The 15,767-nt window shown below is 72.5% G+C and carries 13 protein-coding genes and 1 tRNA gene; 12 read left to right on the top strand and 2 right to left on the bottom strand.

Annotated elements, in window-relative coordinates:
- Positions 1-107 precede the first annotated feature (107 nt).
- Complete coding sequence (mfd, locus tag ACDF64_RS17855; protein ID WP_394552689.1) at positions 108-3,758, top strand: transcription-repair coupling factor; 3,651 nt, start codon at positions 108-110, stop codon at positions 3,756-3,758.
- Positions 3,759-3,789: 31 nt separating this feature from the next.
- Here mfd and ACDF64_RS17850 read toward each other — a convergent pair whose 3' ends face one another.
- Positions 3,790-4,992: a Na+/H+ antiporter NhaA gene (locus ACDF64_RS17850; RefSeq protein ID WP_394552688.1), complete on the bottom strand. Its 1,203-nt coding sequence runs from the start codon at positions 4,990-4,992 to the stop codon at positions 3,790-3,792.
- Between the two features lie 127 nt (positions 4,993-5,119).
- On the opposite strand from ACDF64_RS17850, the gene ACDF64_RS17845 reads away from it, so the two are divergent.
- Together ACDF64_RS17845 and hisS are read left to right on the top strand one after the other, a co-directional pair.
- Positions 5,120-5,770, top strand: a complete 651-nt coding sequence (locus ACDF64_RS17845; protein ID WP_394552687.1) for a MazG family protein — start codon at positions 5,120-5,122, stop codon at positions 5,768-5,770.
- A 59-nt stretch (positions 5,771-5,829) separates the two neighbouring features.
- Positions 5,830-7,089 carry a histidine--tRNA ligase gene (gene hisS / locus ACDF64_RS17840; protein ID WP_394552686.1) on the top strand — a complete coding sequence of 420 codons (1,260 nt, stop codon included), beginning with the start codon at positions 5,830-5,832 and terminating at the stop codon, positions 7,087-7,089.
- 18 nt (positions 7,090-7,107) lie between these two features.
- Here the strand turns inward: hisS and ACDF64_RS17835 are convergent, their stop codons facing one another.
- Positions 7,108-7,323, bottom strand: coding sequence for a hypothetical protein (locus tag ACDF64_RS17835; RefSeq protein ID WP_394552685.1), 216 nt, complete (start codon positions 7,321-7,323; stop codon positions 7,108-7,110).
- A 210-nt stretch (positions 7,324-7,533) separates the two neighbouring features.
- On the opposite strand from ACDF64_RS17835, the gene eno reads away from it, so the two are divergent.
- The 9 genes from eno to ACDF64_RS17790 all read left to right on the top strand — a co-directional run bounded on the left by eno (position 7,534) and on the right by ACDF64_RS17790 (position 15,663).
- Positions 7,534-8,814, top strand: coding sequence for a phosphopyruvate hydratase (gene eno / locus ACDF64_RS17830; protein WP_394552684.1), 1,281 nt, complete (start codon positions 7,534-7,536; stop codon positions 8,812-8,814).
- A 119-nt stretch (positions 8,815-8,933) separates the two neighbouring features.
- The gene (locus tag ACDF64_RS17825) at positions 8,934-9,461 is read left to right on the top strand and encodes a septum formation initiator family protein (RefSeq protein WP_394552683.1); all 528 of its coding nucleotides are present in this window, start codon (positions 8,934-8,936) and stop codon (positions 9,459-9,461) included.
- Entirely contained in the window at positions 9,458-9,979 is a 522-nt protein-coding gene (locus ACDF64_RS17820) for a DUF501 domain-containing protein (protein WP_394552682.1), read from the top strand. Before ACDF64_RS17825 ends, ACDF64_RS17820 begins: the two co-directional genes overlap by 4 nt.
- Positions 9,976-11,265: a S8 family serine peptidase gene (locus ACDF64_RS17815; RefSeq protein ID WP_394552681.1), complete on the top strand. Its 1,290-nt coding sequence runs from the start codon at positions 9,976-9,978 to the stop codon at positions 11,263-11,265. The genes ACDF64_RS17820 and ACDF64_RS17815 overlap by 4 nt, the downstream gene beginning before the upstream one ends.
- Before the next feature lie 36 nt (positions 11,266-11,301).
- Positions 11,302-12,705: an NAD(P)/FAD-dependent oxidoreductase gene (locus ACDF64_RS17810; protein WP_394552680.1), complete on the top strand. Its 1,404-nt coding sequence runs from the start codon at positions 11,302-11,304 to the stop codon at positions 12,703-12,705.
- A gap of 88 nt (positions 12,706-12,793) precedes the next feature.
- Positions 12,794-12,866, top strand: a tRNA-Leu gene (locus tag ACDF64_RS17805).
- 249 nt (positions 12,867-13,115) lie between these two features.
- Entirely contained in the window at positions 13,116-13,616 is a 501-nt protein-coding gene (locus tag ACDF64_RS17800; protein WP_394552679.1) for a GNAT family N-acetyltransferase, read from the top strand.
- Complete coding sequence (locus ACDF64_RS17795) at positions 13,613-14,824, top strand: amino acid ABC transporter permease (protein WP_394552678.1); 1,212 nt, start codon at positions 13,613-13,615, stop codon at positions 14,822-14,824. The genes ACDF64_RS17800 and ACDF64_RS17795 overlap by 4 nt, the downstream gene beginning before the upstream one ends.
- Positions 14,821-15,663 (top strand): amino acid ABC transporter ATP-binding protein, encoded by an 843-nt coding sequence (locus ACDF64_RS17790; protein ID WP_394552677.1) that lies wholly within the window; start codon positions 14,821-14,823, stop codon positions 15,661-15,663. Before ACDF64_RS17795 ends, ACDF64_RS17790 begins: the two co-directional genes overlap by 4 nt.
- The last annotated feature ends 104 nt before the right edge of the window (positions 15,664-15,767 follow it).

Raw genomic sequence — 15,767 nt, 5'->3', positions numbered from 1 at the left:
AGCCCTCCGACGACCGGTGCGGACCGGTCGCGCGACCGGTCGCGCGGCCGGCGCGGACCGCGTCGAGCGCCGCCGGCACCGTCGGCGGGGCGGCCTAGACTCGTACGGTGAGTCTGCAGGGTCTGAACACGGCGCTTTCGCGTGCCTCCACGATCGACGGCGCGCTCGCCGAGGCCCAGCGGAACGCCGACTTCTCGGCGCCGAACGGCATCGACGCGCCACTCCTCGCGGGACTGCTCGCGCGCCGTGCCGCCGCCGGGCTCGCGCCCGTCCTCCTCGCGATCACCGCGACGAGCCGCGAGGGCCAGGCGCTCGGGGCATCCATCGCGCCCTACCTGCCCGAGGGTGCCGAGGTGCTCGAGTTCCCCGCATGGGAGACGCTGCCGCACGAGCGGCTCAGCCCGTCGGCCGAGACCGTCGGGCGCCGGCTGCACGCGCTCCGCCTGCTCGCCGAGAGCGCTGGGCGCGACGCGGGGCATCCGCTTGTCGTCGTCGCCTCGGTGCGGGCCGCGCTGCAGCCGCTCGCCGACAACCTCGCCGCGCTCGAGCCGGTCGAGCTCGTCGCGGGCGGGCGCGGCCACGACCTGTCCGCGATCGCGCTGCGCCTCGTCGACCTCGCGTACGCACGCGTCGACATGGTGTCCCGCCGCGGCGAGTTCGCGGTCCGCGGCGGCATCCTCGACGTGTTCCCGCCGATCGCCGACCACCCCGTCCGCGTCGAGTTCTTCGGCGACGAGGTCGAGGAGATCCGCGCGTTCTCGGTCGCCGACCAGCGGTCGCTGCCCGAGCCGCTCGCCCGGGTCGCACTGCCGCCGAGCCGCGAGCTCCTGCTCACGCCCGCCGTCCGCCAGCGCGCGCGAGAGATGGTGCACGAGTTCCCGAGCCTCTCGGGCATGCTCGAGAAGATCGCCGAGGGCATCCCGGCCGAGGGCATGGAATCCCTCGCGCCCGCGCTCGTCGACCGACTCGTGCCGATCGCCCACTACCTGCCCGCGGGCGCCGCCGTCGCGGTCCTCGCGCCCGAGCGGGTCGCGGGCCGGGCGGTCAGCCTCGCCGAGACGAACCGCGAGTTCCTCGGCGCGGCCTGGAGCGCGGCGACCGTCGGCGCCGAGGCGCCGATCGACCTCGACTCGGGGGACTTCCTCTCGCTTCGGACGTTGCGCGAGGCGACGCTCTTCAGCGCGCCCGGCGAGCCGGACCCGGCGCGCGCCTGGTGGACCGTCTCGAGCTTCGACGCGGGCGAGGCGGCCGAGGATTCCGCAGGGCCGGATGCCTCGTACGTGCGCGTCGCCGCGACCGCGATGCCCGGCTTCCAGGGCAACGTGGACGGCGCCGTCCAGCACGTCTCGGAGCGGCTCGCCGACGGCTGGAGCCTCGTGGTGGCCGCCGCGGGCCACGGCCTCGTCGAGCGCGCGCGCGACGTCCTCGCCGACGCGGGGCAGGCCGCGCGCATCGTCGAGGAGGTCCCCGCCGACCTCGAACCCGGCGTCGCGTACCTCGTGCAGGCCGACGCCGCGCGCGGCTTCGAGGTGCCCGAGGTCAAGCTCGGGCTGGTCTCCGAGGCCGAGTTCTACGGGCGCGCCGCGGGGTACGACGCCCGGCAGGGCAAGAAGCTCGCGACGAGGCGACGGAACGTGGTCGACCCGCTGCAGCTCAAGGCCGGCGACCACGTCGTGCACCAGACGCACGGCATCGGCCGGTTCGTCGAGCTCGTGCAGCGCGAGGTCGCGACGGGTGCGCGCCCCACGGGGCCGAGCCGCACGGGCGTCAAGCAGCAGCCCAAGGCCGTGCGCGAGTACCTCGTGCTCGAGTACGCGCCGTCCAAGCGCGGCCAGGCCGGCGACCGGCTCTACGTCCCGATGGACCAGCTCGACCTCCTGAGCCGGTACGTCGGCGGCGAGGCGCCGTCGCTCTCGAGGATGGGCGGCAGCGACTGGGCGAGCGCCAAGTCGAAGGCGCGCAAGGCCGTCCGCGACATCGCGGTCGAGCTCGTGAAGCTCTACTCGGCGCGGATGGCCGCCAAGGGCCACGCGTTCGGCCCCGACACGCCCTGGCAGCACGAGCTCGAGGAGGCGTTCCCGTACGCCGAGACGCCCGACCAGCTGCAGACCATCGACGAGGTGAAGGCCGACATGGAGCGGCCGATCCCGATGGACCGCCTGCTCGCGGGCGACGTCGGCTTCGGCAAGACCGAGGTCGCCGTGCGCGCCGCGTTCAAGGCGATCCAGGACGGCAAGCAGGTCGCGATGCTCGTGCCGACGACCCTGCTCGCCAAGCAGCACTTCGAGACGTTCGGGGAGCGGTTCGCCGGCTTCCCCGTGCACGTGCGCCAGCTCAGCCGGTTCCAGACCGACAAGGAGGTGCGCGAGATCGTCGCGGGCCTGGCCGACGGCACGGTCGACCTCGTCATCGGCACGCACCGGATCCTCACCGAGCAGGTGGAGTTCAAGGACCTCGGCCTGATGATCGTCGACGAGGAGCAGCGCTTCGGCGTCGAGCACAAGGACTCGCTCAAGAAGCTGAAGACCAACGTCGACATCCTCGCCATGAGCGCGACGCCCATCCCGCGCACGCTCGAGATGGCCGTCACCGGTATCCGCGAGATGTCGACGCTCGCGACCCCGCCCGAGGACCGGCACCCGATCCTGACCTACGTCGGCCCGTACACCGAGCAGCAGGTGGCCGCGGCCGTGCGTCGCGAGATGCTGCGCGAGGGACAGGTGTTCTTCGTGCACAACCGCGTGTCCTCGATCAACCGCGTCGCCGCGCAGCTCGCCGAACTCGTGCCCGAGGCGCGCATCGCGGTCGCGCACGGCCAGCTCAACGAGCACGTGCTCGAGCAGATCGTGAACGACTTCTGGGAGCGCAAGTACGACGTGCTCGTCTCGACGACGATCATCGAGACCGGCCTCGACATCCAGAACGCGAACACGATCATCATCGACCGCGCCGACAAGTACGGCCTGTCGCAGCTGCACCAGCTGCGCGGCCGGGTCGGGCGCGGCCGCGAGCGCGCGTACGCGTACTTCCTGTACGACCCGCACAAGCCGCTGTCGGAGACCGCGCACGACCGGCTCTCGACGATCGCCGCCAACAACGAGCTCGGCGGCGGCATGCAGATCGCGCTCAAGGACCTCGAGATCCGCGGCGCCGGCAACCTCCTCGGCGCCGAGCAGGCCGGGCACATCGCGGGCGTCGGGTTCGACCTCTACCTGCGGATGATCGGCGAGGCCGTGTCGGCGTTCCGCGGCGATGTCGCGGAGGGCCAGACCGAGCTCCGGCTCGAGCTCCCGGTCGACGCGCACGTCCCCGAGGAGTACATCGAGAGCGAGCGCCTGCGCCTCGAGGCCTACCAGAAGCTGTCGGCCGCCTCCGGGCCGGCGGCGAAGGACGGCCAGATCGACCAGGTGGTCGAGGAGCTCGTCGACCGGTACGGCGACCTGCCCGAGCAGGTCGAGCACCTGATCTCGGTCTCGCGACTGCGCCGACAGGCGCAGCTGGTCGGGCTGAGCGACGTCATCGCGACCGGCTCGAAGCTGCGCATCGCGCCGGCGAGGCTGCCGGACTCGCGCCGCGTGCGCCTCGAGCGGATGTACCCGGGAGCGAAGGTGTTCGCGCAGAACGACGTGATCCTCGTGCCGTTCCCGACCCCGGGCGGTGAGGCGCCCGGTGACGCCGATCTCATCGGCTGGGTGTCGCGGCTCATCGAGGTGATCTTCCCGGTCGAGCAGCCGGCCGCGGCCGCGGCGGGCGAGTAGCCCGCGTCGCGCCGCGCGCGCCCGCCCGGCGTCACCGGGACAGCGCGCCGCCCGTCCCGGCGTGGCCGCCGTGCGCGCGGTGCCAGCGGGAGCGCGCGCTCACGACGAACCCGGACGCGGCGATCGAGACGCCCGAGCCGAGGAGCACCGCGATGATGCCCTGCGCGGCGACCGCGGGGTGGCCGGCGAACGCCAACTCGTTCATGAGCAGCGACACCGTGAACCCGATGCCCCCGAGCGTCGCGACCGCCACGAGGTCGCCGGTCGCGAGCGGCATCCCGATGCGGGCGCGGCGCGCGACGAGTCCGCCCACCCAGCCGCCGAGCGTGATCCCCACCAGCTTCCCGACGGGCAGGCCGACGAAGATGCCCCAGAACGCCGGGTCCAGCGCGCCCGGCTGCACGCGCGGGATCGCGACCATGGCCGCCGACAGTGCGAACAGCGGGAGCACGACCGCGTTCGACCACGGCTCGAGCGCGTGCGCGGCGCGACCGCCCGGCCGGCGCGACGCGACGAGCCCGAGCGCGACGCCCGCGATCGTCGCGTGCACGCCCGAGCGGTAGGTGCAGTTCCACGCCAGCCCGGCGAGCACGCAGAGCACGAGGATGACCGGCCACTGCGGTCGCCGCGCGAGGATGTAGGGCGAACGCGGCCGCATGAGCCGGGTCACGGCGCCGAACAGCGCGACCGCGGCCGCGGCGAGCCCGAACATCGCGAAGTCGACCTCGGCGGTGAAGAAGAACGCGATGATGAGGATCGCGATGAGGTCGTCGAGCACCGCGAGCGCGAGCAGGAACACCCGCACGCGGGTGGGGATCCACGTGCCGAACACCGCGAGCACGCCGAGCGCGAACGCGATGTCGGTCGCGGTCGGCACGGGCCATCCGTTCACCGTCGGCGTCCCGGCCGTGAACGCGACGTACACGAGCGACGGGACGATCACGCCGCCGGCGGCGGCGATCGCGGGCAGGAGCGCCTTCGCGGGCGAGTTGAGCTCGCCGATCACGAGCTCGCGCTTGAGCTCGACCGCGACGATGAAGAAGAACACCGCGAGCAGGCCGTCGCTGGCCCAGTGCCCGGCGGACAGGTCGAGCCCGAGCCAGGGCAGGTCGAGGTGCGCCTCCTTCGCCGCGACGAGCGCGTCGCCGAACGGCAGGTTCGCGAGGATCAGGCCGAGCGCGGCGGCGGCGAGGAGCAGGAGAGCGGCGAAGCGCTCGGATCGCAGGACGTGCATGCGGTCTCCCGTCTGGTGGGGTCGGCGGACGAGCTCGACGCGGACGTCGGCCGACCAGGCTTCCCGGCACTCCTGACCGGCATCCTAACCGGCGCCCTCCGCCCGACCCGCTCCTAGGCTGGGGGGCATGTCCGACCTCGATGAGCTGATCGCCACCGTCGCCCTGCTCCGCGCGCCCGGCGGATGCCCCTGGGACGCCGAGCAGACCCACGAGTCGCTCGTGCGCTACCTGGTCGAGGAATGCTGGGAGCTCGTCGAGGCGATCGAGTCGGGCGACCGCGCCGAGATGATCGAGGAGCTCGGCGACGTGCTGTACCAGGTGCTCTTCCACGCCGACCTCGCGGCGCACACGCCGGGGGAGGAGTTCGACCTCGAGGACGTCGCACGCCACATGACGGCGAAGATGGTGTCGCGGCATCCGCACGTCTTCGGCGATCGCGAGGCCGAGACCGCCGCCGACGTCGTCGCCTTCTGGGAGGACCTGAAGCAGGACGAGAAGCCGCACCGCACGAGCGTGCTCGACGGCGTGCCGAAGGGCATGCCGGCGCTCGCGCTGGCCGACAAGGTGATCGGCAAGGCCGAGAAGGCGGGCGCGGCGCCCGCGGATGCCTCGCGCTGGGCCGCGCCCGACACCGAGGAGGAGCTCGGGGCGGAACTCCTCGCACTCGTGGCATCCGCCCGCTCCCGAGGCCTCGATCCCGAGCGCGCGCTGCGCGGCGCCATCCGCTCGTTCGAGGCCGAGGTGCGCGCGGTCGAGGCGCGCGCGGCCGCGGACTGACCCGCGGGCAAGGGCGGCGAGTCGGCCGGAGCCGTCGCGGGCTGGAACAATAGGGGACCATGGCCGCACCCGTCACCCCTCCGCGCGGCATGCGCGACTTCCTCCCCGCCGACAAGGCGCGACGCGAGCACGCCCTCGGCGTGATCCGCGGCGTGTACGCGTCGCACGGCTTCGATGAGATCGAGACGCCCGTGATGGAGGACTCGCACCGACTGCACGCGGGCCTCGGCGGCGACAACGAGAAGCTCGCGTTCGCGGTCATGAAGCGCGGCCTCACGGGCGACGACCTGCGCACGGCGGCCGAGGCGGGCGACGCGCTCGCGCTCGCCGACCTGGGCCTGCGCTACGACCTCACCGTGCCGCTGGCGCGGTTCTACGCGACGCACCGCGCCGCGTTGCCGCCCGTGTTCCGTGCCATCCAGATCGCGCCCGTGTGGCGCGCGGAGCGGCCGCAGAAGGGCCGGTACCGCCAGTTCGTGCAGTGCGACATCGACATCATCGGCGAGGCGGGCCCGCTGGCCGAGCTCGAGCTGCTGAACGCCACGCTCGCCGCGCTCGACGCGCTCGGGCTCGGCGGCTGCGCGATCCGGCTGAACGACCGGCGCATCCTCGCCGGCATCCTCGCCTCGTGGGGGGTTCCGGAGGAGCTTCGCGAGCGCGCGCTCATCACGATCGACAAGCTCGACAAGATCGGGCCCGACGGCGTCGCCGCGGAGCTGCGCGACCTCGGCGTCGAGCAGGCCGACGTCGCCGACGAGATCCGCCAGCTCGCCGCAGCCGACTGGCACCTGCACGACGGCGTCGTCCCGCCGCCCGCCTGGCTCGACCTCGACGCCTACGCCGACCTCCGCGCGCTCCGCGCGGCGTTGCCCGGAGCGGCGATCGAGTTCGACCCCACCCTCGTGCGCGGCATGGGCTACTACACGGGCACGATCTTCGAGATCGCCCACCCCGACTTCGGCTACTCGCTCGGCGGCGGCGGCCGCTACGACGGCATGATCGGGCGGTTCCTCGGCCAGGAGGTGCCCGCGTGCGGGTTCTCGATCGGCTTCGAGCGCATCGTCGACCTCCTCGAGATCGCCGATGACGCACGCCCGCGCGCCGTCGTGCTCGTGCACGACGCGGATGTCCCGCCGCTGCGCCTCGTCGCGCTGAAGTCCGAGCTCGTGGCATCCGGCACGCGGGTCCGCCTCGAGCGGCGCGTGAAGAACCTGAAGGCGCTGCTCGACCGCGTCACCGCCGACGGGTTCGACGCGTTCGCGACCGTGACCGCGGCGACCGACGGCGCCGACTCGCTCAGCTTCCGCGACCTCGCCTGACGGCTGCCGCCGGTCGGCTCAGGGAACGCGACGCTCGCCGGGCGGCAGGTCCCGCTCGTCGTCGTCGGGGACGGACTCGTCCGCCCGGTGCTTCGGGACCACGGCGTCGACCGGGAGCTCGGAGTCGGCGTAGTCGCCCTCGACGCCCTTGATGTGGACGGGCGGCTCGGGATCCCCGGGGATCTCCGAATCGGTGTAGGCGCCCTCGCGCTCGGGATCCAGCGGTTCGCTCATCGTCCCCTCCAACCGTCCGTCGGCCGGTGGGCGCCGACCGTCCCCTCACGGTAGACCGGCCGGTCGCGGGCGCCCAGGGGGTTGACGTCGAGGGGGAGTCGTGCGCGTCACCTGACGTCGTCGCGGGACGCACGCGCAGCGCGTCACTAGACTGTCGGGCGGATCACGACGATGTCTTCCGAACCACATCCCATCACAGAGGAGTTCACTGTGGCATTCATCGAAGCAGTCGGCGCCCGCGAGATCCTGGATTCTCGCGGCAACCCCACCGTCGAGGTGGAGGTGCTCCTCGACGACGGGTCGCTGGCGCGCGCCGCCGTGCCCTCGGGCGCATCGACCGGCGCGTTCGAGGCGTACGAACTGCGCGACGGGGACAAGGGCCGGTACCTCGGCAAGGGCGTCCAGAAGGCCGTCGACTCCGTGCTCGACGAGCTCGGCCCGGCCATCGAGGACCTCGACGCCTCCGACCAGCGCCTCGTCGACGCCGCGCTCATCGCGGCCGACGGCACCGAGAACAAGAGCCGCCTCGGCGCGAACGCCATCCTCGGCGTGAGCCTCGCGGTCGCGAAGGCCGCGGCCGACTCGGCCGACCTGCCGCTCTTCCGCTACCTCGGCGGGCCGAACGCGCACGTGCTGCCCGTTCCGCTGTTCAACGTCATCAACGGCGGCGAGCACGCCGACAACGGCATCGACATGCAGGAGTTCTTCCTCGCGCCGATCGGCGCCGAGACCTACTCCGAGTCCCTGCGCTGGGGCGTCGAGGTCTACCACACCCTCAAGGGCGAGCTGAAGGCCGCCGGGTACGCCACCGGCCTCGGCGACGAGGGCGGCTTCGCCCCCGACCTGCCCAGCAACCGCGAGGGCCTCGACTTCCTGGTGAAGGCGATCGAGAAGGCGGGCTTCACGCCCGGCACCGACATCGCGCTCGGCCTCGACGTCGCGGCGACCGAGTTCTTCAACGACGGGGTGTACCGCCTCGACCAGAAGGACTGGTCGGCCGAGGAGCTCATCGGGTACTACGAGGGCCTCGTGCGCGACTTCCCGATCGTCACGATCGAGGACGCGCTCGCCGAGGACGACTGGGACAACTGGAAGTCGCTCACCGAGGCGCTCGGCTCGAAGGTGCAGCTCGTGGGCGACGACCTGTTCGTCACCAACCCCACGCGCCTCGCCGAGGGCATCCGCCGCGGCGTCGCGAACTCGCTGCTCGTGAAGGTCAACCAGATCGGCACGCTCACCGAGACGCTCGACGCCGTGAGCCTCGCGCACCGCTCGGGCTACACCGCGATGCTCTCCCACCGTTCGGGTGAGACCGAGGACACCACGATCGCCGACCTCGTCGTCGCGGTGAACGCGGGTCAGATCAAGTCGGGCGCGCCCGCCCGGTCGGAGCGCGTGGCCAAGTACAATCAGCTCCTGAGGATCGAAGAGGAGCTCGGCGACGCCGCGGTGTTCGCGGGTCGCTCGGCGTTCCCCCGTTTCACGGCGTGACGTGATCGGCGGTGGCGGGGCGTCGAGGCGCCCCGCCACCGCCGTCTCCGCGCGAATCGCCGGTCCGAGACGACCGGGCGGCGCGAACGGAGGCGTTGCGGGAGAGACGAGGAGGGGCGATGGCACGTGATCGCACGCCCCCGTCGGGATCCCGCCGCGACCGCGCGGCGAGCCGGCTGCAGGCCGCCAGGGCCGCGGCCGCGGCACGCGCGGGCTGGCTCAGCGGCATCCGGTTCTCCGGCTTCACCGTGATCATGCTCGGGGTGATCCTGCTCGGCGTCGTGGTGCTCGCGCCCACGATCGCCTCGTACGCCGCGCAGCGGCAGCAGATCGCCGCCCTCCGAGCCGAGGTCTCCGAGCAGGAGGCCGAGGTGCAACGGCTCCAGGCTGAGCGCGAGCGCTGGAGCGACGAGACGTTCATCATCACGCAGGCCCGCGAGCGGCTCTACTACGTGATCCCCGGCGAGGTCAGCTACCTCGTCATCGACGACCGCACCGAGGCGGCCAAGCAGCAGGCCGAGATCGGCGTCTCCGCCGAGGTCACCGAGCGCGAGGGCGACTGGATGCGCACGCTGTTGCGGTCGGTCATGACCGCGGGCCTCGCGCCCGACGCCGCCGAGCCCACCACCACAGGAGGAGACGGATGACCCGCCCGCCGTTCGACGAGGTCACCGAGCGCGACATCGCGATCGTCTCGGCCCAGCTGGGCCGTCCCGCCCGCGACGTGGTCGGCATCGCCGCCAGGTGCGTGTGCGGCGCCCCGACGGTCGTCTCGACCATGCCCCGACTGGGCGACGGCACGCCCTTCCCGACGTTCTACTACCTGAGCCACCCGGTCGCGACGGCCGCGATGAGCTTCCTCGAGGCGGCGCAGGTGATGGTCGAGTGCAACCTGCTGCTCGCGGAGGATCCCGCGGTCGCGGCCGGCTACGCGCGCGCCCACCTCGACTACCTGGCCGACCGGGAGTCCTTCGGCGTCGTGCCCGAGATCGAGGGCGTCTCGGCGGGCGGCATGCCGTCGCGGGTGAAGTGCCTGCACGCGCTCGCCGCGCACGCGCTCGCCGCCGGGCCGGGCGCCAACCCCATCGGCGACATCGCGCTCGAGCGCTCGCCGTGGTCGCCGAACGTGTGCCAGTGTCCCGACTACGGGGTGGACCCCGCGTGACCGAGCGCCGTCGTCGGGACGGCCGCGCACGCCGGGTCGCGGTGCGGGCGGCCGCGACGGCGCTCGCATCGGCCGTGCTGCTCGGCGTCGGCATCGCGCCGGCGCGCGCGGACACCGTGCGCGACCTCGAGTACTGGCTCGCGGAGTACGGCTTCACCGACGCGTGGACCACGTCGCGCGGCGGCGGCGTCAAGGTCGCCGTGATCGACACGGGCGTGAACGGCGCGGTCGCGGAACTCGAGGGGGTCGTGGTCGGCGGCACGGATGTCTCGGGCCTCGGCTCGCCGGACGGGCAGACCCCGGTCGGATCCGAGTCGCAGCACGGCACGCTCGTGGCCTCGCTGCTCGCGGGCCGGGGCACCACGCCGGGCAACGGGGTCATCGGCGTCGCGCCGGACGCCTCGATCCTCAGCGTGTCGGTCGCGTTCGGCGAGGACACGGGGTCGACCGTGACGAACGACGACCAGATCGCGCAGGCGGTCCGCTGGGCGGTCGACAACGGCGCGTCCGTGATCAACATGTCGCTCACGCGCAACACGCGCGACTGGCCGGAGAGCTGGGACGACGCGTTCCTCTACGCGTTCGAGCACGACGTGGTCGTCGTCGCGGCGGCGGGCAACCGCGGCAGCGGCACGACCGAGGTGGGCGCGCCGGCGACGATCCCGGGGGTCCTCACCGTCGCGGGCGTCGACCGCGACCAGAACGCGTCGTTCGACGCCAGTTCGCAGGGCATCACGATCGCGGTCGCCGCGCCGAGCGAGGACCTCGTCGGCGTGATGCCCGACGGCAGCTACGTGCAGTGGAACGGGACGAGCGGCGCGGCGCCGATCGTGTCGGGGCTCGTCGCGCTCGTGCGCGCGAAATACCCCGACCTGGACGCGGCGAACGTGATCAACCGGGTCATCCGCACCGCCGACCCCAAGGGCGACCCGCTGCCGAGCCCGCTGTACGGCTACGGCCTCATCGATCCGGTCGAGGCGCTCACCGCCGACGTGCCGGCCGTGACCGCGAACCCGCTCGGCAGCCTCGAGGAGTGGATCCGCGTCCACCGGCGGGCCGACTCCGGATCGACCGCGCCGCCGGAGACCGCGGCGCCCGTCGTGCCGATCGAGGATCCGCCGCTGCCGCGATCGGACAGCGCGAAGACGCTGCTGCCGACGCCGTGGACGCTCGCCTACGTGACGGTGCCGCTCTCCCTCACAGCGGCATTTGGTACGCTTGCAGCGCTGTTGGGCATCGGAGCTTCAAGGCACATCAGGCGGAGCGCTCGACCACACGATCGCTGAGCCTCATCCCCAGAACGACGAGGAGTTGTTTTCACCGTGCCCAAGATCCTGATCGTCGGTGGCGGCTACGCGGGCTTCTACACCGCGTGGAAGCTCGAGAAGTGGCTGCGCCGCGGCGAGGCCGAGGTGACGGTGGTCGACCCGCTGCCGTACATGACGTACCAGCCGTTCCTCCCCGAGGTCGCCGCCGGTTCGATCGAGCCGCGCCACGCGGTCGTCGCGCAGCGCCGCCACCTCAAGAAGACGAACGTCATCACCGCGAAGGTCACGCGCATCGACCACGCGTCGAAGACCGCGACCATCACGCCCGCGCTCGGCGAGCCGTGGGAGTTCGAGTACGACGTCGTCGTCGTGACCGGCGGCGCCGTGTCGCGCACCTTCCCGATCCCCGGCGTCGCCGAGAACGCGATCGGCCTGAAGACGATCGAGGAGGCCGTCGCGATCCGCGACCGCGTGCTCACCAACTTCGACAAGGCCGCGGCCCTCCCGCCCGGGCCCGAGCGCCAGCGCCTCCTGACCTTCGTCGTCGTCGGCGGCGGGTTCGCGGGCATCGAGGCGTTCGCCGAGCTCCGCTCGTTCGCGAGCTCGCTGCTGGAGTTCTACCCGCAGCTCACGTTCGAGGAGACGCACTTCCACCTCATCGAGGCGATGGGCCGCATCATGCCCGAGGTGTCGCTGCCGACCAGCCACTGGGTGATCAACCACCTCGCCCAGCGCGGCGCGCAGGTCCACCTCGACACGCAGCTCAAGAGCGCGGTCGACGGCGTCATCGAGCTCTCCACGGGCGAGACCTTCGAGTCCGACCTCATCGTGTGGACCGCGGGCGTCATGGCGAACCCCGGCATCGTCCGCACGAGCGACCTGCCCGTCGAGGAGCGGGGCCGCATCCAGGCGCGCGCCGACCTCCGCGTGGGCGACGAGGACGGCTTCGTCGCGGACGCGTGGGCGGCCGGCGACATCGCCGCGGTCCCCGATCTCTCGGGCGGCGGCGTCGGCGGCTACTGCGTGCCGAACGCGCAGCACGCCGTGCGCCAGGGCAAGCTCCTCGCGAAGAACATCGTCGCGGTGCTCCGCGGCGAGGAGCCCAAGCAGTACGTCCACAAGAACCTCGGCGCGGTGGCCGGCCTCGGCATCGGCCAGGGCGTCTTCCAGTCCGGCGGAATCGCGCTGAAGGGCCTGATCGCGTGGTTCGCCCACCGCGGCTACCACGGCCTCGCGATGCCCAGCTGGGAGCGCAAGTTCCGCGTGTTCTGGGGCTGGATCAACAACTTCTTCCTCGGTCGCGACCTCGTGTCGCTCGCCGCGACGCGGGAACCGCGGGCCGCGTTCGAGGCGTTCGCCTCGCGCCCGAGGCCGGCGGCCGAGTCGGCGCCGGCACCCGCTCCGGCCAAGGCCGAGCCGAAGAAGGACGCTGAGAAGGAGCCCGTCAACGCCGCGTAGCGCGCGAACGGGACCACGAACCCTGCAGGGGGCCGCATCCATGGGATGCGGCCCCCTGCGGCGTTCCCGGACGATAGCGTGGACCCACGCTCCCGTAGCCCAACGGCAGAGGCAGGCGACTTAAACTCGCCTCAGTCCGGGTTCGAATCCCGGCGGGAGCACCCCCTCCGCGTCGCCGCGTGACGGCGCCGACGCCTCCCGTCGACCTCCGTCGACCTCCGCGATGTCATCCGAGGTCATCCGGCGAACCCGCTCGCGTGACGTCCGAGTACCGCCGGCGACCCGAGGTGACGATTTCTCTCATCGCGTGAAGCAGGCCGTTGCAGAGCCGCGAGGCCGCTCCATATCGTCGGTCGAACCACCGCGGGAGGACCCCGCGGACCCGTCTTCCGACCTGAGAGGAGCGCCCGATGCCCGCACTCGATGTCCGATTCGTCGATCCCGACGACGTCATCGCCCAGCCGCTCATCGACGACCTCGCCCGCGAGTACGACGAGCGCTACGGCGACATCTTCGGCGAGCCGGCGAGCGCCGAACTGCAGCGGTACCCGTCCGCCGAGTTCGCGCCGCCGTCCGGCGCGTTCGTGGTGCTCGCCGAGGGCGGCGAGGTCGTCGCGGGCGGCGCGTTCAAGCGCTACGACGCGACGACCGCGGAGCTGAAGCGCATCTGGACGCACCCCGGCCACCGCGGACGCGGACTCGGCCGTCGGGTCGTCGCGGAACTCGAGGCCGAGGCGCTGCGTCGCGGGTACACCGACGTCTACCTGACGACCGGGCCGCGGCAGCCCGAGGCGTTCCGCCTCTACCTGGCCGCCGGCTACACGCCGCAGTTCGACCCGGACCGCTACGGCGAGGAGCTCGCCGCCCACGCGTTCACCAAGTCGCTCGTCACCGTGGAGGTGCCGGCGTGAGCCGCGCGGGAGCCGTCGAGTCCGCGCGCCCGGGGGCGCAGGTCGACGCACGCGCGGCAGCCGTCGAGGCGGGCACGACCGGGGCGGCCGCGACCGGGGCGTCCGCGACCGAGGCGGGCACGATCCAGCCGACCCCGACCGAGGCGACCGGCGCGGGCGCCGCGGTCGACGCCCGCGACGGGGCATCCTCGTCGCCCATCGCGCACGGCCCGAAGGTCGTGCCGGTGAAGCACTGGGGCCGCTGGGTCGCGTCGGTCCTCGTCGCATTCGTGATCCTGCAGTTCCTGTGGTCGCTCGCGTCGAACCCGAAGTGGCAGTGGGACGTCTTCGCCGAGTACTTCCTCGCGCCCTCGGTGCTCGAGTCGCTCGTGCTGACGTTGCAGCTCACGGTCATCTCGGGCGCGATCGGCTTCGCGCTCGGCGCCGTGCTCGCGGTGTTCCGCCTCTCGAAGTCGCCGCTGCTCAACGCCGCGGCGTGGTGGTACATCTGGTTCTTCCGCTCCGTGCCGCTCGTCGTGCAGATCCTCGTCTGGTACAACCTCGGCTACCTGTATCCGACGCTCGGCCTCGGCACCCCGTTCACGACCGACTTCTGGCTCGTCGAGTTCCCGACGACGACGCTGCTCAGCGCGTTCGCGGCCGCGACCATCGGGCTGTCGCTGCACCAGGCCGCGTACTCGGCGGAGATCATCCGCGCGGGCATCCTCTCGGTCGACCAGGGCCAGCTCGAGGCGGCCGCGGCGCTCGGCCTGCCCCGGCGCATCCGCTTCTTCCGCGTGACGCTGCCGCAGGCGGCGCGCGCGATCGTGCCGAACGCGTTCAACGAGATCATCGGCCTCGTGAAGGGCACCTCGGTGGTGTTCATCGTCGCCCTGCCCGAGCTCTTCTACACGGTCCAGGTCATCTACAACCGCAACCAGCGGGTCATCCCGATGCTGCTCGTCGCGGTCGTCTGGTACGCGATCATCACGACCGTCCTGTCGATCGCCCAGTACTACGTCGAGCGCCGCTTCGCGCGCGGTGCGCTGCGCGAGCTCCCGCCGACGCCGATCCAGCGGGCGCGCCGCTGGATCGCCGAGCAGTGGCGTCGCCTCGGCGACGAGCAGCCGGTGGATGCCCCGCCCGAGGCTGTGGGACCCGAACCCGGACCCCTCGTGGGGGCGTCCAGCCGCCAGTCCGACCAGACCCGAAGCGGAGGTGCCGCATGAGCGGCGCGAACACCACCAGCGCGCCGGCCCTCGCGCCGTCGTTCGACGAGCAGTTCGTGCCGCTGCGGCGCGCGGCGACCGTCGGCCGCGTCGAGATCACCGACGTCACGAAGTCGTACGGGCCGCACCCCGTGCTCCGCGACGTGTCGCTCACGATCGAGCCCGGTGAGGTCGTCGTGCTGATCGGGCCGTCCGGCTCGGGCAAGTCGACCCTGCTGCGCACCATCAACCACCTCGAGACCGTCGACCGCGGCTCGATCACCGTCGACGGCCAGTACATCGGGTACGAGCTGAAGGGCGACCGGCTGCACGAGCTCCGCGAGGCCGAGATCCTCCGGCGGCGCACCCAGGTCGGCCTGGTCTTCCAGAACTTCAACCTGTTCCCGCACCTGACCGCGATCGAGAACGTCGTCGAGGCGCCGGTCGCGCTGCGGCAGCACACGAAGGCCCAGGCGCGCGAGCTCGCGAAGGCCCTCCTCGCCCGCGTCGGCCTCGCCGACAAGGCCGACCACTACCCGCGGCAGTTGTCGGGCGGCCAGCAGCAGCGCGTCGCGATCGCCCGCGCGCTCGCGCTGTCGCCCAAGGTGCTGCTGTTCGACGAGCCGACGAGCGCGCTCGACCCCGAGCTCGTCGGCGAGGTGCTCGACGTGATCCGCGGGCTCGCCCGCGACGGCACGACGCTCGTCGTCGTCACCCACGAGATCGGGTTCGCCCGCGAGGTCGCCGACCGGGTCGTGTTCCTCGACCACGGCGAGATCGTCGAGCAGGGCACGCCCGCGCAGGTGCTCCTCAACCCGAGGCATCCGCGCACCAGAGACTTCCTCGCGAAGGTGCTCTAGCACCGCGTCCACCGCACCTCGCGAGGAGCGTACCCGGCGCCGCACGGCCATGCGGCGCCGGGTGATCCGAGAAACCGACCCGGCTATCGGACGGAACACACCAT

Source organism: Agromyces sp. MMS24-JH15 (assembly GCF_043518605.1).
Classification (GTDB): Bacteria; Actinomycetota; Actinomycetes; order Actinomycetales; family Microbacteriaceae; genus Agromyces.
The sequence above is the reverse complement of the archived record's forward strand: the minus strand, read 5'-3'. Positions and strand labels throughout refer to the sequence as shown.

What these genes read in the sequence shown, in the direction of transcription:
- ACDF64_RS17850 (WP_394552688.1), bottom strand. Translation starts at nt 4,992, where the DNA reads ATGCACGTCCTGCGATCCGAGCGCTTCGCCGCTCTCCTGCTCCTCGCC.
- ACDF64_RS17845 (WP_394552687.1), top strand. Translation starts at nt 5,120, where the DNA reads ATGTCCGACCTCGATGAGCTGATCGCCACCGTCGCCCTGCTCCGCGCG.
- hisS (WP_394552686.1), top strand. Translation starts at nt 5,830, where the DNA reads ATGGCCGCACCCGTCACCCCTCCGCGCGGCATGCGCGACTTCCTCCCC.
- ACDF64_RS17835 (WP_394552685.1), bottom strand. Translation starts at nt 7,323, where the DNA reads ATGAGCGAACCGCTGGATCCCGAGCGCGAGGGCGCCTACACCGATTCG.
- ACDF64_RS17825 (WP_394552683.1), top strand. Translation starts at nt 8,934, where the DNA reads ATGGCACGTGATCGCACGCCCCCGTCGGGATCCCGCCGCGACCGCGCG.
- ACDF64_RS17820 (WP_394552682.1), top strand. Translation starts at nt 9,458, where the DNA reads ATGACCCGCCCGCCGTTCGACGAGGTCACCGAGCGCGACATCGCGATC.
- ACDF64_RS17800 (WP_394552679.1), top strand. Translation starts at nt 13,116, where the DNA reads ATGCCCGCACTCGATGTCCGATTCGTCGATCCCGACGACGTCATCGCC.
- ACDF64_RS17790 (WP_394552677.1), top strand. Translation starts at nt 14,821, where the DNA reads ATGAGCGGCGCGAACACCACCAGCGCGCCGGCCCTCGCGCCGTCGTTC.